This window comes from Bacillus sp. CH30_1T (assembly GCF_008364765.1).
Classification (GTDB): domain Bacteria; phylum Bacillota; class Bacilli; order Bacillales; family Bacillaceae_B; genus Rossellomorea.
The window spans coordinates 1-18,681 of the sequence record NZ_VTUY01000015.1 but is presented as its reverse complement, the minus strand read 5'-3'; the positions used below and the strand labels follow the sequence as shown (position 1 = coordinate 18,681).

The 18,681-nt window shown below is 42.6% G+C and carries 16 protein-coding genes, 9 tRNA genes, 2 rRNA genes and 1 riboswitch; of the genes, 3 read left to right on the top strand and 24 right to left on the bottom strand.

What is annotated here, in order from left to right:
* Positions 1–22: 22 nt before the first annotated feature.
* The 3 genes from F0342_RS21935 to F0342_RS21925 form a co-directional block, all read right to left on the bottom strand.
* The gene (locus F0342_RS21935; RefSeq protein WP_149157944.1) at positions 23–733 is read right to left on the bottom strand and encodes an EAL domain-containing protein; all 711 of its coding nucleotides are present in this window, start codon (positions 731–733) and stop codon (positions 23–25) included.
* Between the two features lie 57 nt (positions 734–790).
* A riboswitch (cyclic di-GMP riboswitch) is annotated at positions 791–871 on the bottom strand.
* A 97-nt stretch (positions 872–968) separates the two neighbouring features.
* Positions 969–1,553 (bottom strand): DNA-3-methyladenine glycosylase, encoded by a 585-nt coding sequence (locus F0342_RS21930; protein ID WP_149157943.1) that lies wholly within the window; start codon positions 1,551–1,553, stop codon positions 969–971.
* Positions 1,554–1,676: 123 nt separating this feature from the next.
* Entirely contained in the window at positions 1,677–2,729 is a 1,053-nt protein-coding gene (locus F0342_RS21925; RefSeq protein ID WP_149157942.1) for a DmpA family aminopeptidase, read from the bottom strand.
* Positions 2,730–2,905: 176 nt separating this feature from the next.
* Here F0342_RS21925 and F0342_RS21920 point away from each other — a divergent pair, with 176 nt between their 5' ends.
* Positions 2,906–3,667 (top strand): CAP domain-containing protein, encoded by a 762-nt coding sequence (locus F0342_RS21920; RefSeq protein WP_262481850.1) that lies wholly within the window; start codon positions 2,906–2,908, stop codon positions 3,665–3,667.
* A 165-nt stretch (positions 3,668–3,832) separates the two neighbouring features.
* Positions 3,833–4,696, top strand: a complete 864-nt coding sequence (gene liaG, locus F0342_RS21915; protein WP_149157941.1) for a LiaG family protein — start codon at positions 3,833–3,835, stop codon at positions 4,694–4,696.
* Positions 4,697–4,733: 37 nt separating this feature from the next.
* Here liaG and F0342_RS21910 read toward each other — a convergent pair whose 3' ends face one another.
* The 9 genes from F0342_RS21910 to sigW all read right to left on the bottom strand — a co-directional run bounded on the left by F0342_RS21910 (position 4,734) and on the right by sigW (position 15,444).
* A complete protein-coding gene (locus F0342_RS21910; protein ID WP_149157940.1) occupies positions 4,734–5,465 on the bottom strand; it encodes a YqcI/YcgG family protein in 732 nt (243 codons plus the stop codon).
* A gap of 163 nt (positions 5,466–5,628) precedes the next feature.
* A complete protein-coding gene (locus F0342_RS21905) occupies positions 5,629–7,827 on the bottom strand; it encodes an FUSC family protein (RefSeq protein WP_149157939.1) in 2,199 nt (732 codons plus the stop codon).
* A gap of 373 nt (positions 7,828–8,200) precedes the next feature.
* The gene (glmS, locus tag F0342_RS21900) at positions 8,201–10,003 is read right to left on the bottom strand and encodes a glutamine--fructose-6-phosphate transaminase (isomerizing) (protein ID WP_149157938.1); all 1,803 of its coding nucleotides are present in this window, start codon (positions 10,001–10,003) and stop codon (positions 8,201–8,203) included.
* An 88-nt stretch (positions 10,004–10,091) separates the two neighbouring features.
* Positions 10,092–10,283 carry a hypothetical protein gene (locus F0342_RS25075; protein ID WP_188048660.1) on the bottom strand — a complete coding sequence of 64 codons (192 nt, stop codon included), beginning with the start codon at positions 10,281–10,283 and terminating at the stop codon, positions 10,092–10,094.
* A gap of 268 nt (positions 10,284–10,551) precedes the next feature.
* On the bottom strand, positions 10,552–11,901 hold the full coding sequence (gene glmM, locus F0342_RS21895) for a phosphoglucosamine mutase (protein ID WP_149157937.1): 1,350 nt from the start codon (positions 11,899–11,901) through the stop codon (positions 10,552–10,554).
* Positions 11,902–11,926: 25 nt separating this feature from the next.
* Positions 11,927–13,168, bottom strand: a complete 1,242-nt coding sequence (locus F0342_RS21890; protein WP_188048659.1) for a CdaR family protein — start codon at positions 13,166–13,168, stop codon at positions 11,927–11,929.
* Complete coding sequence (gene cdaA, locus F0342_RS21885; RefSeq protein WP_148971376.1) at positions 13,161–13,997, bottom strand: diadenylate cyclase CdaA; 837 nt, start codon at positions 13,995–13,997, stop codon at positions 13,161–13,163. Before cdaA ends, F0342_RS21890 begins: the two co-directional genes overlap by 8 nt.
* 235 nt (positions 13,998–14,232) lie before the next feature.
* The gene (locus F0342_RS21880) at positions 14,233–14,865 is read right to left on the bottom strand and encodes an anti-sigma factor family protein (protein ID WP_149157935.1); all 633 of its coding nucleotides are present in this window, start codon (positions 14,863–14,865) and stop codon (positions 14,233–14,235) included.
* A 15-nt stretch (positions 14,866–14,880) separates the two neighbouring features.
* Positions 14,881–15,444 carry an RNA polymerase sigma factor SigW gene (sigW, locus tag F0342_RS21875; RefSeq protein WP_113970158.1) on the bottom strand — a complete coding sequence of 188 codons (564 nt, stop codon included), beginning with the start codon at positions 15,442–15,444 and terminating at the stop codon, positions 14,881–14,883.
* A gap of 166 nt (positions 15,445–15,610) precedes the next feature.
* Here sigW and F0342_RS21870 point away from each other — a divergent pair, with 166 nt between their 5' ends.
* Positions 15,611–15,772 carry an aspartyl-phosphate phosphatase Spo0E family protein gene (locus F0342_RS21870; RefSeq protein ID WP_098351124.1) on the top strand — a complete coding sequence of 54 codons (162 nt, stop codon included), beginning with the start codon at positions 15,611–15,613 and terminating at the stop codon, positions 15,770–15,772.
* Positions 15,773–15,831: 59 nt separating this feature from the next.
* On the opposite strand, the gene rocF is transcribed toward F0342_RS21870, so the two are convergent.
* The 12 genes from rocF to F0342_RS21810 all read right to left on the bottom strand — a co-directional run.
* Positions 15,832–16,734: an arginase gene (gene rocF / locus F0342_RS21865; protein ID WP_149157934.1), complete on the bottom strand. Its 903-nt coding sequence runs from the start codon at positions 16,732–16,734 to the stop codon at positions 15,832–15,834.
* 506 nt (positions 16,735–17,240) lie between these two features.
* Positions 17,241–17,316, bottom strand: a tRNA-Ala gene (locus F0342_RS21860).
* A gap of 60 nt (positions 17,317–17,376) precedes the next feature.
* A tRNA-Lys gene (locus tag F0342_RS21855) sits at positions 17,377–17,449 on the bottom strand.
* Between the two features lie 5 nt (positions 17,450–17,454).
* Positions 17,455–17,529, bottom strand: a tRNA-Gln gene (locus F0342_RS21850).
* 68 nt (positions 17,530–17,597) lie between these two features.
* Positions 17,598–17,681 (bottom strand) — tRNA-Tyr (locus tag F0342_RS21845).
* 11 nt (positions 17,682–17,692) lie between these two features.
* Positions 17,693–17,768: transfer RNA gene (locus tag F0342_RS21840), tRNA-Thr, on the bottom strand.
* Positions 17,769–17,853: 85 nt separating this feature from the next.
* Positions 17,854–17,929: transfer RNA gene (locus tag F0342_RS21835), tRNA-Val, on the bottom strand.
* 41 nt (positions 17,930–17,970) lie between these two features.
* A tRNA-Glu gene (locus tag F0342_RS21830) sits at positions 17,971–18,045 on the bottom strand.
* Positions 18,046–18,065: 20 nt separating this feature from the next.
* A tRNA-Thr gene (locus F0342_RS21825) sits at positions 18,066–18,138 on the bottom strand.
* A gap of 2 nt (positions 18,139–18,140) precedes the next feature.
* Positions 18,141–18,215: transfer RNA gene (locus F0342_RS21820), tRNA-Asn, on the bottom strand.
* A gap of 8 nt (positions 18,216–18,223) precedes the next feature.
* Positions 18,224–18,340: ribosomal RNA gene (gene rrf, locus F0342_RS21815) — 5S ribosomal RNA — on the bottom strand.
* Between the two features lie 152 nt (positions 18,341–18,492).
* Positions 18,493–18,681: ribosomal RNA gene (locus tag F0342_RS21810) — 23S ribosomal RNA — on the bottom strand; the annotation flags it as partial.

Genomic DNA, 18,681 nt, shown 5'->3' with positions numbered 1-18,681 from the left:
ATTTCAGAGTCACCATTCTCATTTAAGCCAATAACCGACTCGGCCTTCCCAGATAAAAGCCTTGCCCTATTGTAATCCCAATGTCCTTTGCCACTTGCATATCCTGTTTGGTTTCAATGCCTTCTAACACAATTAACGTATCCTTACCGTAGAATTGATTGAAAAAGGAAAGGAATCGTTGTTTCTTATAGTCTCGAGCCAGGTTCAAAGCAAAATAGCGATCCATCTTAATGATTTCAGGTTCATATTCAATAGATTTCTTGATGGAGGAAGTGCCTTGCCCGAAGTCATCAATCGCATACCAAACACCATATTGCTTAAGTTCTTTGAGAGACTCTTTTAATATTGGATTCTGCCACAGCTCCTCAGCACTCGACTCATTAATCTCCAGAACGAGACGCCCTAATATGTCAGGATGTTTCTTCATGAGATCATAAAAATAGGTATGAAAGCTTGGGTGAAGAATCGTTGTGATATAAATATTAAGAAATAACTTACAGTTCTTCAGTCCATTCTCTGAAAAACTTTCAAGAGCTTTTGAAATGGATAAGGTATCAAGCTTATACAAGATATTCGCTTTTATCGCAGACTGAAAAACATTTTCGGGATTTTCGTTATACTTGTTTCGTAACAGGCCCTCATATGCATAGAGGGTTTGATGCTTGCCCATTTCATATAAGGGCTGAAAATCATGATAAATATAGTCGTTTTGAAAAATAGTAAAGATGTTCATAGGACCCCTATACTCTCTATAGATTATAAAAAAACCACACAAAAACGTATTCCTACGTTCGTATGTGGTCGGTTGCGCTACTAGCTCCCCTAAATGTAAGCGCCCATCTATCATTTAGGTTCAAAGCTCCCATTCGAATTGTCAGTATATGATTTTTCTCATAAGAAAAATATACCACAAACATAGTACTTATGGGTTATTTTTTAATTGATTATTAGAAAATTCTCAAAAATGATCATCTTGATACATAAGGATTGTCCTTTACCCAGAACCTCCACGGATAATCTCTGGCTTTCCCTGTGTTATCAATCCCAATTCGTTTTCCTTCCATAATCTCTTCAGGCTGGTATCCCTTTGAAATGATGAGAGGGGGTTCCAGAAAGCTGCCTCCGTAATCCTCCATGGTAATGCCCAACGCTTTTGTCAGTTTTCCCGGGCCATTTGTCCAATTTTTTTTCACATGACCTGATCGTCTTCTTTCCATTAGCTCCAAGCCATCAAGGGGTTCGACCGCTCTAATGAGAATCGCTTCGGGTTTTTCTTTTTCCCCACTCACTACATTGACCAGGCAGTGAGTATGCATAACATATGTATAGATTCTGCCGGCTTCATGAAACATGACTTCCGTCCGCTTCGTCCGTCTATTCCCATAGCTGTGAGCCGCCCGATCCTCTGGCCCTAAATACGCTTCCGTTTCCACAATATAACCTGAAGCTTCTCCCTCCTCCGTCTCTTTCACTAACACACATCCCAACAAAGACTTTGCAAGTTCCAAAGTGGGCTGTTGGAAAAACGAAAGAGGCATAGGGGTATAATTCATGACTGTCACTTCCTTCAACCAAATAATTCACGCATATGTATGGTATACCCCATTTAATGGATGGTTAAATAAATTTCCATTAAAGAAAAAATACTAAAGAGGTAACGAATAAAGGTTCAGGTCTTATTTCGTCAGTCCATAAACCAAATCTAAAGGTATCGCTTCCACCTTCCGTCCATTCCTGCCCGTTGTGGTTTCCGCTTTACAGAGAGAGTTCCATATGGCTTCTTCTACACTATCCACTGCCATTTCAAATAGAGTAGAGATGATCGGTCCGTCTTCTTTAATGAAAACGTAAGGAATCGTGTTATCACTGGAAGGCTGATGTGGAATGCGGTGAGCTGTAGAAAACGCAAGTACAACATCACCACTCCCATGGGCTGCATACGAACCCGTTCTTGAAAGGCCGAATGAAGCACGTTTCGCCAGTCGTTTAAGCTGTCTTTCATTTAGAGGTGCGTCCGTCGCCAGGATCATCATGATTGATCCATCCGGTGTATTATGATCCTCCAAAGCGTTTAGGATAGGTAACCTTAGATCTTTCCTCTGACCAAAATTCGTTAACACCAGGGCTCCCACCGTATACTTCTCATCTCCAAAGGCACACTCCCTGGAGCTCGTCCCTATACCACCTTTATACCCTAAACAAAGCATTCCCGTTCCCGCTCCTACACAGCCTTCTTCTACAGGTCCGGATTGTGCATGAAGAATTGCTTCCCTGGCATCTTCAGGCTTTACATGAAGACCGCGGATATCATTAAGAAACCCATCATTGCATTCTCCCACAATGACATTTACTGTCCCCGTTGTGTCTCCGATTTCAGGTGTTTCGTCCAGCATATATTGAACCGTCCCTTTTAACACATCCCCAACTGAAAGAGTATTCGTCAAGAGAATGGGACTTTCAAGGACACCCAGCTCCTCGATTTGAATCGTCCCGACTGTTTTTCCAAAGCCATTTATCACATGACAACCCGCGCATAGCTTATCACGAAACAGATTGCCATCATGAGGTAAAATCGCCGTTACACCCGTTCGTACCACGTTACCTTCATGCTCATAGTGAAGGGTTTTATGCCCGACCTTCACTCCCTCAATATCGGTAATGCTGTTATACTTCCCACTTGAAAAAGAACCGATACCGACTCCCATTTCCCGTAATCGCTTTCGTTCCATTGATGGAAAACCTCCTTTAATTCTTATCCATACTATTCGGGTTCAAATCACAAAACCCTCTTTAACAAAGAAGCAAACCCTATTATTAACAGTGTAAAGAACACGTAGAAAGTACATATTAAAGACTGTTAAATGCCTACTTATAAAAGGCAATTAAAAATATTGGAGGATCTGACATGAAAAAACGATTTTTTTCCATAACAGCCTGTGCCGTCATCCCGTTTATGCTGATGACTGCCTGTAACAATAACGATGCAAACGATAACCTGATGGATACACAAAACGTGAATTACGATCCTGTTACCTATGATAACGACGGCAGAGATCGGATGGATGGAATGCAAGGAAGCCAAACTCCCCTTCACCGTTTCATGGCTCCGATAGACCCAAATGGTGACTTACGCGAATTTACCCACTTAGACCCCGGTGAGGAAAATGCGCCAGGTAATGAAGAAGCCCGTCAGCCGAATCAGCCTGCACAAGAACCGAATACGGCACAACCGGAACCACCTACAGAGGGTCAACCCAAACAGGATGCACAGGCATCCGATGCTAGTGGATTTATGAAGCAGGTCGTTGATTTAACCAACCAGGAACGTAAGAAAAATGGACTTGGTGCCTTGAAGATGGATGGAGAGTTAGCGAATGTGGCGGAGATGAAATCAGAGGACATGAAGGAAAATGACTATTTCTCTCATACGTCTCCAACGTATGGATCCCCTTTTGAAATGATGGAGAACTTCGGGGTGGATTACTCCACGGCAGCTGAAAACATTGCTGTTGGACAAAAAACACCTGAATCTGTCGTTAATGCATGGATGAACAGTCCCGGTCATCGTAAAAATATTTTAAACAAGCAAGTCACTCATATTGGTGTTGGAACGGCGAAGGATCCCAGCCAGGGAATTTATTGGACGCAAATGTTTATCGCGAAATAAAGCTTCGGACCGGTCATCAAAGGCCGGTCTTTTCAATTACATAACCCGCACGAACTCGGCCTCTGGTCTGATTCAAAAATAATCCTATGGCTCATTGTGATGAACCGGCAGCTGCATTAAAATAATACTATAAAATGGAAAAACAAATCAAAGCGAGGGATAGTTATGAAAAATGCTTTTGCCGTGATCATTGCACTGCTTGCACTTGGTACGCTATACGTCATCCTGAATGACAATACATCGTTATTTGCTAAAGAAAGTCAGTCAGGGGAACGTATCGGGGTAACGGACAAAATCGATCACATCGATCTTAAAATGGAAGGCAGCGATACAGAAGTCATTCCTACAGACAAAAATGAAGTCAAGGTTGATATTGAAGGAAAAGGGGCGCTGACTTTAGCTAAAAAGGGTGACACCATTGAAGTGGCTGTAAAGCATAAATGGTATGAATGGATAGGGTTCAACCGCAAATCAAACGTAACTGTATACATTCCAAAAGAATATAATCGAAGCATGGAAATAGAGATTGGTTCGGGTAACTTACAATTTGCCGGAGAATCCGCTGCGAATCGAATGGAGCTCGATGAGTTATCGGTTGAGATGGGTTCTGGAAACATGATTCTTGAAAACCTTGAGACGAATGTATTCGAACATGATGGTTCTTCTGGAGACTTGGTCGTGAATGCCCTCTCAACAAAAGAAGGTAATGTCGATATCAGCTCCGGAGATGTGGAATTGTCGAATTATAAAGGCCCACTGGAAGGTGACTTATCTTCCGGGGAGCTAACGGTCGGGATGAAAACTCTTAGCGGTGATGTGAATTTTGATGTAAGCTCTGGAGGTGTCAACCTGGATCTGCCGGAAGACGCAAGCTTCAAACTGAACGGAAAAGCAAGCAGCGGAGACATTTCCTGCAATCTGCCATTACAGAATCAGAAAAGAGAAGATGGGGATCTTTCAGGTGTGGCAGGGTCTGGTAAATACAACATTAATGTTTCCGTCTCTAGTGGGAATGTCGATATATATTAAAGAAAAGAGTGTCAGGCTGGTCCTGACACTCTTTCACTTATTTATGATGAAAGGGGCATTTGCCCTCGATCGGTTCTACGTCGTCTCCAATGAAGTATTGCTTCCATTCACGGTGTTCAGGGTCTCCATAATGACTGATATTCGGATGCTTCGGTAAGCCGTCCCACTTCTCAACCCGCTCCCTAACTTTCTCACGGGACATAATGCCACCCTTTGACGTTCCTTCCAATCCTTCAAAGATCCTTCTCGGCTGAAAGCCTAATACCAAGCTGTTCCCAAGGTCCCTCGTCTTTCGCTGCTTATAAGCAGGAGCATTCCCAAACACGAAAAACGGCTCCCCGGCAAATGAAAACGCCCACAAATGATGATCCGGATCCTCCGGGTAATCCTCAGGCCAAGCCTCCTCATCCTCATCATGAAGAAACTGCAGAATATTCCAGAAATACTCACGATAATGAGGGACGGACCTCTCCTCATCCTCCGGTTCAACAAACAAAAAGAATCCGTGTCGAATCAGCCGCTCACCTTCTGGTACATCGAACAAGTCGATAAACTCTTGAATCGTCTGTGGCAGGTGCTCCCAATTGTCGTGACTGATATACGAATACCGAAGCTCTCCTTTTTTCTCTCCGGTCATACCGAAGTAACAAGGAAACGTTCGATCAGTTACAACCTCGTGAAAATTCTCATATTCTTCGATCACCCATTGAGGAACAAGTTCAGGGTTTTTCATATCTTCTTTTGTTAGCAATAAGCTTTCGGCTGCCATTTCCTCCACCTCACGATATTTAGATGGTATGCTTTTCCCGAAGAATGATGGGTTAAAACAATTTCTGACAAGAAGTTATCTAAAATGAATATCTGCAACATAATTTTATTCATATACCAGGTGGAATTAGCGCAATAAATAAAAGGGTAAAGCGAATTGCACTTTACCCTTTTGTTTGAGTTTCCTTCACCTCAGCACCCAATTCCTCTCCAAGTGCTATAATTGATTGATTGATTCTCCACACATAGTAGAGGTGATGAATCAGATCCACCTGTGATTTCTTCCAGCTCGGTGCCAGGGTTTCGATTTTCTCCCTCTCCTGACCTAAGCTCCACAACACACGGCTGCCCTCATTTTCTTTTAATAATTGTCGAAGTGTTTCTATGTTATGAGTAATTTTTTCCTCTGTCTGGTGAAAAACACTGGATAGTTCTTCCGAAACCTTTGTAGGTACTTTTCTATTAGACGAAGCCAGCAGATGCTTCGCATAATAGTTTATGGCTGTCACCACTGTGATCCAACGACCGATTCCCGACCTTGTCACGGCACCAGGTCTTTGTAAAAGCGATTGCGCCTCATCCTTAATTCCCTGAAGCAACTGATCCAAATCGAAAGCTTGATCTGTTAATGGTTTGTCTTCAATATTCGTAAAGGTTTTTATATAGGAAGAAACATATCCTCCAAGCTCTTCAAGAAAATCATCAAAGGCATCTGCCACCTTGTCTTTCGTTTTCTTTGGAAATACAAATGCCGAGACAGTGAGGGCAATCACCGCTCCAGCAATTGTATCAATGACCCGTGCCCCCATCAGCTGCATACTGATTCCGCCCAGGAGCAGGTCATACATAAACGCGATGAGCATCGTAATGAACAAGCTCATGAGAGTATACGAAACCGTGAAAAGATAGAAGGCCAGAAACAGAACGACAAACAAGAGGAAAACTTCAAGCTCAGAATTTCCTGAAACGAGCTTTGCAGCCCCGAATCCAAGAATGGCCCCGATCACCGTTCCGACCGAACGTTGAAAGGCCTTCATATACGTTCTACCTACTGACTCTGTACCAATTTGAATAATGAAAGTAGTTAACAGTACCCAGTAGGGTTGTGCTGGAGCAATCAACTCCCCTACAATAATCGCTAACGTACCGGCTACAAGCGCTTGAATCGCCTTACGAGTAGAAGGTTTTAAACTCTTTATCTCCTCTTCAGGCTTATCCTCTTTTTCCTCATCAAGAGACTCGTCCTTATTCTCTATGTTCGTTTCCTTGCTATTTGAAACCTTCAGTGATTCTTGAATGGTGATGGCTGCTTCCAGTACATGATTGGCAATGGACTCGATACGCCTTAGAAGGTACACCCAGCCCTTAGGCTTTTCTTCTTGATTCAACACCTCTGACAAAAGAAGACGAAGGGCCTGAATGGCCATTTCCGCTTCTTCAAGGGAACGGGGATCATAATCCTGGGCCAGTACTTCTGCATCACGGAGCGAGCGGAGAACCCAGACCAACAAGCGTCTAAGCTCAGTAACCTCTAAGGCATCCAACTCCTTGAGCCGCTTCAAAGAATCGGTTAACGTCTGAATCAACATCTCTGTATCAAAAACATAGAGACGCAATTGCGAAGGTTCGATACCAGGCCAAAGCTTCTTCAAATCATTCTCATTGATATCACTGGCTACGATTCTTGCATACTCATTCAGCCTTCGAACATTTCGATTGAGAAGCTTCCTCCGTTTACTACTCGTGTCCGGATCCTCGATCATCTTCATTAAAATCGTAAATGTCAAGTTGGATTGAATATGAAATGAACGCATGCTCCTTCTTAACACATGAACCGAACCTTTAAAGATAATGAAGTTATAAAGAAAAGCGTACACGACACCAATCACTATCCCGATGTAGAACCATGAAAGGTGAGTCACATCAAGCTGCAGAATCGACGAAATATAAATCGACAAGAATCCTGCCATTCCCATGGAAAAGTACCGGATGGCAAATCGGGAGAAGTAAAAAGCGCTGAATATCGCTCCTACCAGTAGAATATTTACAACTAAACTATAATGGGCAAAGGCAGAGCCCAATGTGATTCCAACCGCTACCGCCACACCGATCAACGGGGTCGTGACCTTCTTTTTAGCCGTTGTGTCATCCATGACAACGAAGATCCCAAGCATCCCCACCATACCTGACACAATGGCCGGCGTAATCGTTGTGTGATCGAATAGTTTTAATAAAAACAGCATCGTAAACACAGCCGATATTAAACTGATCGTTGCCTTACCAGCCTGCTGAAATCTCTTGCGGCCCGGGTCTGACGCGAGGAACCTTCCTAGCCATATATGCTGTCTATGTAACTGTTTCATTTATCATCATACCCTTACTTTCACACCGTTTTTCATTCTCTATTATCGTACCCGTTCCAATAAAAAAGTAACCTGGACTGCGGAAGCAGCAGGTTACTCTATATTCGCTGGTGCACGAAGAGAACATGAATCTATTTGTATGATTATAAGGGTTTTACGTGGTTGGGTAAAGGAAAGTGCTTAATTATTTTCTTTTTCTCACCACTTACCTATAGAACTACCTCTTCTGCGCATAATTCCCACCCCAAATGGCAAACTACCAAATGGTGATAAATTCTATGAATAAACGTCTGAATTACACGGCGAACTGGAGTCTGACGCATAAAAAACCGGTCGGCCCAGAGAGACCAACCGGTTTTCATCTATTTAACCCTTACTCAACCGTAACCGACTTTGCCAGGTTACGCGGCTTATCTACATCACAATCGCGGTGCAGAGCAGCATAGTAAGAAATTAATTGTAATGGGATGACAGAGATAAGAGGTGTTAACAATGGGTTAACCTCCGGGATGACGAAGCGATCTTCTTCGTCTTCTAAGCCTTTCATGGAAATGATACAAGGGTTTGCTCCACGAGCGACTACCTCTTTCACATTTCCTCTGATGCCTAGGTTTACTTCTTCTTGAGTTGCAAGTGCAACGATCGGAGTACCTTCTTCGATCAGAGCGATCGTACCGTGTTTAAGTTCTCCTCCGGCAAATCCTTCTGCCTGGATGTAAGAGATTTCTTTCAGCTTCAAAGCGCCTTCCAGACCTACATAGAAGTCCAGTGAGCGGCCGATGAAGAAACAGTTGCGAGTCGTTGATAGATATTCGCGTGCGATATCTTCAAATTCTTCTTTCGTATCGCAAAGTGCTTCCATCGCAGTAGCAACAATACCAAGCTCTTGAACAAGATCAAAGTCCTGGTTGTTTCCACATGCCTGCCCAGCAACGTGTGCAAGGATAGCAAGTACAGCCAACTGAGCTGTGTACGCTTTTGTTGAAGCAACGGCAATTTCAGGTCCTGCATGAAGAAGCAATGTGTAATCCGCTTCACGAGACAGGGTAGAACCCGCTACGTTTGTGATCGTTAATGATTTATGTCCAAGCTCTTTGACTTGAACCAGTACGGCACGACTATCTGCCGTTTCACCACTTTGCGAAATAAAGATAAATAGTGGTTTCTTAGAAAGTAAAGGCATATTGTAACTGAATTCGCTTGCTACATGAACTTCTACAGGAATTCCTGCACTCTTCTCGATGAATTGCTTTCCAACAAGACCAGCGTGGTAGCTCGTTCCACATGCAATGATGTAGACACGGTCCGCTTCTTGCATCGCGCCGACGATTGGCTCATCGATGTGAAGTTCGTTGTTCTCATTTTGGTAAGCTTGAATGATTTTACGCATCACTAGTGGCTGTTCATCGATTTCTTTAAGCATATAGTGAGGGTATGTTCCTTTTTCGATATCACTCGCATCGATTTCAGCGGTGTAAGGAGCACGTTCCATTACTTCACCGATCAGATTTTGAATTTCAACCTTTTCTTTCGTTACGATGACCATTTCTTTATCCATAAGCTCAACGTATTGGTCTGTTACTTGAATCATCGCCATAGCATCACTTGCTACAACGTTGAAGTCTTTTCCCAGACCTACAAGCAGCGGACTTTTATTTTTCGCTACATAGATTGTTTCATCATTTTCAGAATCTAAAAGGGCGATAGCATAAGAGCCTTTAAGAAGCATTAACGTTTGACGGAAAGCTTCCTCTACCGTGTTTCCTTCTTCTACAATCTTTTCAATCAACTGAACGATTACTTCTGTATCCGTGTCACTCTTGAACGATACATCCGTTAAATATTCACGCTTAAGTTGAGAGTAATTTTCGATTACTCCGTTATGAACGATTGTAAAACGGCCTGAATTACTTTGATGAGGGTGAGCATTCACCTTGCTTGGTACACCGTGGGTAGCCCAGCGCGTGTGACCGATTCCTGTGTTGCTTGAGACACTCTCATCAACGATACCACGAAGGTCGGCAATACGACCCTTCTCTTTAAACACATGGATGCCTTCATCGTTTTGAACGGCAATACCTGCAGAGTCATAACCGCGGTACTCAAGCTTTTCAAGACCTTTTAAAAGAATTTCCTTTGTATCTGAATTTCCAATATATCCAACAATTCCACACATAATTAATATATCCTCCCTGAACATGCAAGGGGGCAAGAACTCTTTTGGGGACAACTTGCCCCCTTATCTCTGTTTGTCATTAGTAATTTTATTGGTCACTTTCTTCTTCCCTTTGTCCATTAAGTTGCCTCAACGATTTAAGGAAGAAACTTTCGGCTCGGTGACACATGCGAACCGGGAGGCATCCGCCGAATGCTCGATAAACCTCCACCTCGTCAACTAAACGATCCTTTTCGTATCCATCGTTTAGCCCTGGCGCTTTATAAGGATGATTACTCACTATCCACCTTTCCTTCTTGAATCATTTCCATTTAATTTGAAAAACGAAAACAAAATCATCATACACTAGCAGGTTTCCCCTAGTCAATAAAAATCTTACAAGAACAAGAAGTTGTTATCCCATTGTCATGTTCCCGACACAGAACAGTGATAAACCCTTAGGAGTCAACTTCCGTTTTCAGAACGGTAGTTCGATGATATTCAAAAGTACTCTCCTTATTAAATATGCATAAGGAGCACGTATTGACCCCTTATGCATATAAATTCCACTATTCGTTCAGACCCATTTCTTCATCAACAACTTGTACGATTTCATTAACATAACGATCACAAAGTTCTTCGGTTGGAGCTTCTGCCATGACACGCACTAACGGCTCCGTTCCAGAAGGACGAACAAGGATACGGCCATTTCCGTTCATTTCTTCTTCAACCTTTTGAATCACTTTTTTAACTGTTTCATTATCCGTTACATGGTGCTTGTCTGTCACTCGTACATTCACAAGTTTTTGTGGGAACTTTTGCATTTCTCCCGCTAGTTCAGATAATGATTTACCAGTCACTTTCATAATGTTCACAAGTTGGATACCCGTTAACAGACCGTCTCCTGTTGTATTGTAATCCAGGAAGATGATGTGGCCAGATTGCTCACCGCCAAGAGTATAGCCATGTTTCTTCATTTCTTCCACTACATAACGATCTCCAACCGCGGTTTGAATGCTTTGGATCCCATTCTCTTCAAGACCTTTATGGAAGCCAATATTACTCATGACTGTAGATACAACTGTAGATTGTTTTAACTGACCTTGTGACTTCAAGTATTTACTGCAGATGTACATGATCTGGTCACCATCCACGATTTGTCCATGCTCATCGATTGCGATAATACGGTCCCCATCCCCATCAAAGGCAAGCCCCAGGTCTGCACCTTTTTCTTTCACCATCTCAGCAAGTGCTTCAGGGTGGGTAGATCCTACACCCTCATTGATGTTCAACCCGTTTGGTGATGCTCCCATCGTCGAGATGTCAGCATCCAAATCAGCAAACAGATGAGTAGCAAGAGCGGATGTTGCACCATGTGCACAGTCTAACGCAATATGTAAACCATCGAAATCTTCATCTACAGACTGTTTTAAATACTGCAGATATTTTTGTCCGCCTTCGAAATAGTCACTAACTTGTCCTAAGTCAGCTCCGGTCGGACGAGGAAGCTGATCAACGGTTTGATCTAATAGATCTTCAATTTCGTTTTCCTGGTCATCGGATAGCTTGAAGCCATCCGGTCCGAAGAATTTAATTCCGTTATCTGCAACCGGATTATGAGAAGCAGAAATCATGACACCAGCCTGAGCTCCTAACGCTTTCGTTAAGTAAGATACCCCTGGAGTTGAAATGACACCTAAGCGCATCACTTCAGCACCAATTGATAGAAGTCCGGCTACAAGAGCTCCTTCCAGCATATGTCCGGAAATTCGAGTATCTCTTCCAATCAATATTTTGGGACGCGTAGCATCCTTTGTTAGAACATAACCACCAAAACGTCCAAGCTTAAATGCTAATTCCGGTGTTAATTCTGTGTTCGCTACACCTCTTACTCCATCAGTTCCAAAATACTTACCCATTGTCATTCTCTCCTTTTTACAGCTCTTATGCTGATGTGTTCTTTTCTTTAATTTCTACTTTTACTGTTCGCTGAGACAAGGTCCATTCAATATCCTCCGGTCCGTCTGCCTCTATTTCCACCTCATGTTCACCGGGCTCGAGCCCTGAAAGATCCAGAGCAAGCGAGAAGTCTTCTTTCGTCACTTTGCTCACCTGGGCATTCTGACCTTTCAGCGCTACATCAACGACACCTTCTTCAGGTGACATGATTGTATATTCATATTCTTCAGCTAATCCTTGTGGGGTGATTTCAAGTCCTGATAGGCTCTTTTCCTCGGTTGTGTTGACATCAACCTTCACCTTAACTTCTTCAGGAGCCACTTTATTTAAGCCATCTTGCAGAGCGAGCGGTACCGTAATGGTTGAATCCTTCGTAATCTTAGATAGGTCTATTTCTGCAAGCAGCTCTTCTACTGTATCCAGTACATCCTGTCTGCCGAAGATGGTTGCCTCCTTAGGCTCAACTGAAATCGACTCCAGCGTCGTCCCTTCTGGAAGACTGCCTTTTTGTTTAATAGTGACCGGTACACTCTTACTTTTGTTTACAACCGATACGGTCACATCGACCACTTCCGGATCAATTTGAACATCTAATTTATTATACTCACGGTCAAGCACTTGCACCCTGGCTTCCCTTGTGACATTTTCATTGATTTCCTCATCAAGATCAAGTGTCGCAATGACATATGCAATTCTCTCCACTTCATCCTTCGAGCCTGTCACTTTCACCGTTTTCGGATCAACAGCCAGTCCTTCTGCTTCATATCCATTGGATAAAATACTCTCATTGAATTGAGGTTCAATCGTAAATTCTTCGGTTACCTTTTCTTGAACCGATATATTGACGGAATCTGGATCGAGTTTCACTTCGAGTTTTTCAGAAATATTATCTATCTTAATCTTAACCTGATGCTCTCCGATACCGATATCATTTAAGTCTACATAAACCCGGAAATCCTTGACTTGTTTGGCTTGTTGAACAATTGCCTTAGATCCTTCTACAGTCACATTCACCGTATCTGGCAAGCCGCTTACTTCTAAATTCTCACGATCATAGAAAACTTCAAGCGGGACGTTCTGGATCGTTTCAATCGCATTTTGAGAGTTACCGTTGTTGTTGTTAGCCGTCTTCTGAATATCATCAAAGTTGACGGACAGATAGAGAATGAATGCTAACATCAATCCCACAATACGCATGAACCAACGACTTTCCATGAATTTATCCATTTTCTTTCTTCCCCCTAAAACTCCATTTCGTCGAGGAAGCATTTGTCTTATCGCCTATGAGCTCTACCATAAGAATTTCTGTGAAGCGCTCCAAAGAGAGGTCGCGATGTAACTCTCCATTTTTCGTAATGGAGATAGCTCCCGTTTCTTCTGATACAACAATCGTAATACTATCTGTTACCTCACTGACGCCAAGTGCTGCCCGGTGTCTTGTTCCAAGTTCTTTCGAAATGAATGGGCTTTCCGATAATGGAAGATAACAAGCCGCTGCAGCAATTTGATTTTTTTGAATGATAACAGCTCCATCATGAAGAGGTGTATTGGGAATAAAGATATTAATCAGCAATTGGGAAGTAATCTTGGCATTGAGTGGTATACCTGTTTCAATATAATCACTCATCCCTGTTTCCCGTTCAAGAGTAAGGAGGGCACCAATTCGACGTTTTGCCATATAGCTTACGGCTTTCGTCATTGATTCAATCATCTGCTCCTGCTCTTCTTCTTCCTGAAGTCCAGTCCTTGAGAATAAACGGCCCCTTCCCAATTGTTCAAGGGCTCTGCGGAGTTCAGGCTGGAAGATGATAATAATCGCCAGGAACCCCCATGTGAGGGCTTGCTCCATCATCCATCCCAGTGTATCCAATCCAAAGATACTACTAAGACCTCTCACAATGATAATGACAAAAATACCTTTTAATAATTGTACTGCTTTCGTTCCTTTTATCAGCATGATCAGTTTATAGATTACAAACCATACTACGAGTATATCTACTATATCCGAGACATAATCCAGCGCGGAGTAATCCGAAAAAATATCGATAAACGGCATATTACATCCTCCAATAGCTTAATCGAAAGCGTAAGCCGCCATGTGTGGCTTCTCCATTTTCGTAACGTTCCTATTATAGCATATTTTATCACTGTCAAATGAAAGACACCCACGGCTTCATGATTCTTTCTCTTCTATTCATGAACTCACGTTTTTGCATAAAAAAACTGACATAGATTCATATATGTCAGTCCTTTTTAGGGACGGACCTTACTTCCATCCCCTCTATTTTATCCTACTTTTCTTCAAGTTGCGAATTTCCCCAATCCATCGTGTCTTTAGCCCCTTTTTTGATCTGGTACCAAAGCCACTCAAATGCCGCATCGATTTCATGGATTTCTCCTGTCACGCTCCCTGCAGAAGCCAAGTACTGCTTTCCATTAATGACCGTGACATTCCCCGTTACTTTTCCTTCAATTTTCACATCACCATTCCGGACCGTCAGATCTCCTTTCACGACTTCACCCTCAGGCACCACAACCGTATGATCCTGAACCACTAACTTCGCATTCTTCGTAAATGAAAAATCCTGATCGTCATTCCATGAAGTTAAGAAGCTGCCGGTCATAAAGAAAAAGAATAGGGCCGCAGCCGTGAGTAGCGGATGGTGGCGGAACCACCTCTCGACCCCCACTTTCTTCTTCTCTTTCGGCAATCTTGACATAACTCTATCTGTAAAGTCTGCAGAAGCACTAATATGAGAGGTACTCTGTACAAACGCAATCGCTTTTTTCAGCTCATGAAAGTGATGCTGACACTCACTGCATTCCTGTAAATGATGCTTCAGCATTTCTTCTTTGTTTCTATTTAAATCTCCATCTAAATAATCGTGCATATACTCGATGATTTCTTCAGGACAAGGTTTCATATTCACTCACCCTCTCTACAGTGATCTTAATTGTTTACGGAGAGCTTCACGCCCCCTATGTACTCTCGTTTTAACCGTTCCCAGGGGTAAATCCAATATCTCGCTGATTTCTTGAAGAGGAAGCTCCTCGATATATTTTAAAACAATTACCGATCGATACTTCTCAGGCAACTTGGAAATTTCCTTCTGAATGGTTTCCTGAAGCTCCATATTCTCTACTTCTTCTTCCGGCAGCTGAACATCCGCAGCCACTTGTGAGTACATCGTCAAGCCCTCAGTCCCTGCTACCTCTGCATCTAAGAAATAATCCGGTTTCTTCTTACGGATCCTGTCGATACAAAGATTTGTCGCTATCCTAAATAGCCAGGTCGAAAACTTTCTCTTCTGATTAAAGGTTTCAATATTGACATATGCCCTGATAAAAGCTTCTTGGGCAATATCCTCTGCTTCATGACGATTTCCAAGCATCCGGTAGCAGATTTGGAACACTTTATCCTTATAAAGCTCGACTAATTCGGCAAAGGCGTTCTGATCACCTTTCAATACTTGCTTAATCCGCTTTTTCACTAACGCTTCCATTTCACAACCTCCGCTCTATGCGGCTATATTTATATACGTAACTTCCTACCATAAGGTTTCAATTTTTTTATATTACTATCCTAACAAATTTTCCGGGAAAAATGTTTACAATTATTAGAAAAAGGGTATAAAGGAACTAATTATTTCTTTGTGGGAGGATCTCGAAATGAGGGGAAGAATGAATGATTTATTATTTCAAATTGAAGACTGCCGTCGCCAAATGGTTGAACTAGCATTAAAGTCATCCTTTGCCGACGAGCAAGTAGTTGATTTGAGTACTCGTCTTGATGATCTGTTAAATCAATATCAAGTGGTCAAGCACCATTGAAGCGAATAGATGAAGGCTGAGAACCTCCAAGGGTTCTCAGCCTTATTTTTTCCTTTTGATTATAGTAATTTCTCTCCAAATAGTGACCCCATCAACGCAACAGCAACAGTAGCGGTTTTATTCTTCTCATCCAGGATAGGATTTACCTCTACAAATTCTGCAGAAGTAATCATTCCTGACTCTTCTAGCATCTCCATCGCTAAGTGACTTTCACGGTAGCTGATTCCTCCAAGAACAGGAGTACCTACACCAGGTGCGTCGCTCGGGTCTAATCCGTCTAAATCAAGTGATAAATGGACACCATCCGTTCTGCCCTTCAAGTAGTCAATGGACTCTTCCATTACCTTTGTCATGCCAAGGCGATCGATTTCGTGCATCGTGTAAACTTTAATGCCTTTTTCTTTAATTAACTCTCTTTCACCTTCATCTAATGAACGAGCTCCAATAATGACGATATTCTCAGGCTTGATCTTTGGTGAGCTCTGCCCGATACCCGTCAAATCTTCATGGCCGATGCCCAGGCTTACCGCAAGAGGCATTCCATGGATGTTACCTGACGGAGACGTATCCCCCGTATTCAAATCACCGTGTGCGTCATACCAAATCACACCTAAGTTTTCATAGTGAGACGAAACACCAGCCAATGTTCCTATGGCAATACTGTGGTCTCCACCAAAGATTAATGGGAAATCTCCACTCCCGATTACATCATTCACCTTACCTGCCAACGTCTCGCTAGCTTCAGCAACCGCTTTCAAATTACGCAGGTTCGTATCAGGATTATTATGTACACGCTCAGCCTGGCCAATCTCAATATCACCCAAGTCTTTAATGTCATATCCAAGGTTCTCAAGACGCTCAACAATACCAGCGTAACGAATCGCACTCGGTCCCATATCCACGCCTCTGCGCATTTGACCTAAATCCATTGGTACACCAATAATAGAAATATTTTTCTTCATGAAAAATTCCCCCAATTCAAAATTTATTTACACCTCTATTCTATCCATATTATGAGCCATGGTTCAACTGGACAGGATTGTGTATATATATGCGTGTGTAGAGGGATTTGAGGTAGATTGATGTAAGATTATGTAGACGGGTTTTGGGCGAAGATGCAAGTGTGGGATCGATTTTGGTTTGAGGAGAGTGGTAAAGATCATTTTGGCATAATATCCGGAATTTGAAAATAACTGGTCCAGAATAACAAATAAAATTTTAAATTTGAAAACAAATGTTGGAAAGTTAAAAATATCCTTTTAAATGGAATGTTTTTTAAGGGGGATAGAATGATTTTCGTACTTACTTGTCCAATACAAACAAAAAAACCTTAAATCTCCTAAAAGATTCAAGGTTCAATCATGTCGTATGTATGGTTATTTTACTCCGCTAATATTTCGTAAGCGGATAGATATTTTGCTTTCAGCAAAAAAATCAATGAAGATTATTTTGCTCTCGCAAAAAATCTTGGTGGAGCCTAGCGGGATCGAACCGCTGACCTCCTGCGTGCAAAGCAGGCGCTCTCCCAGCTGAGCTAAGGCCCCATATGTTATGGATTATAGAGAAATTCTCACACCTTACTTAGCATGTGAGAAAATGTGTGATGAGCCATGAAGGACTCGAACCTTCGACCCTCTGATTAAAAGTCAGATGCTCTACCAACTGAGCTAATGGCTCTTAAGTGGCTGGGCTAGCTGGATTCGAACCAACGCATGTCGCAGTCAAAGTGCGATGCCTTACCGCTTGGCTATAGCCCAATAATTACTTTAATGGCATAAAAAAGGGACATTTATAGGATGTCCATTTTACACTTAAATATACAAAATGGTGGAGGGGGGCAGATTCGAACTGCCGAACCCGAAGGAGCGGATTTACAGTCCGCCGCGTTTAGCCACTTCGCTACCCCTCCAGCTAAATAAATGGTGCCGGCAAGAGGACTTGAACCCCCAACCTACTGATTACAAGTCAGTTGCTCTACCAGTTGAGCTACACCGGCATATTCACTTTAATATGAAGTCTTAATGGAAAGTTACTTCACAGAAGCTTTTTAAGGAAAGATATTTTGCTGGCGCAAAAATCTTTGGTGGAGGATGACGGGATCGAACCGCCGACCCTCTGCTTGTAAGGCAGATGCTCTCCCAGCTGAGCTAATCCTCCACTATGTAATTGGTAGGTTATTTTGCTTCCGCAAAAAACTTTGGTGACCCATACGGGATTCGAACCCGTGTTACCGCCGTGAAAGGGCGGTGTCTTAACCGCTTGACCAATGGGCCATTCTGAATAAAAATATAAAAGCTTCCAACCGGGCTCGAACCGGTGACCTCTTCCTTACCATGGAAGCACTCTACCTGCTGAGCTATGGAAGCAATGGCTCCGCAGGCAAGATTCGAACTTGCGACCGATCGGTTAACAGCCGATAGCTCTACCACTGAGCTACTGCGGAATGATATAGCCTGGCGATGTCCTACTCTCACAGGGGGAGATCCCCCAACTACCATCGGCGCTGAAGAGCTTAACTTCCGTGTTCGGCATGGGAACGGGTGTGACCTCTTCGCCATTATCACCAGACATATTGCTTACAATGACAAATATTATTATATAATATTTCCGAGAATTTTCAAGGGGTAAATTAAAATTTATTCCCTGAAAACTAGATAAAGAATTGATGTCAAGAAAGCCGAATACCGACCAATTATCGTTCATTTAAAAAATGACTCTTTGTGGTTAAGTCCTCGATCGATTAGTATCAGTCAACTCCACATGTCGCCATGCTTCCATCTCTGACCTATCTACCTAGTCATCTTCTAGGGATCTTACTCACATACGTGATGGGAAATCTCATCTCGAGGGGGGCTTCATGCTTAGATGCTTTCAGCACTTATCCCTTCCGCACATAGCTACCCAGCGAT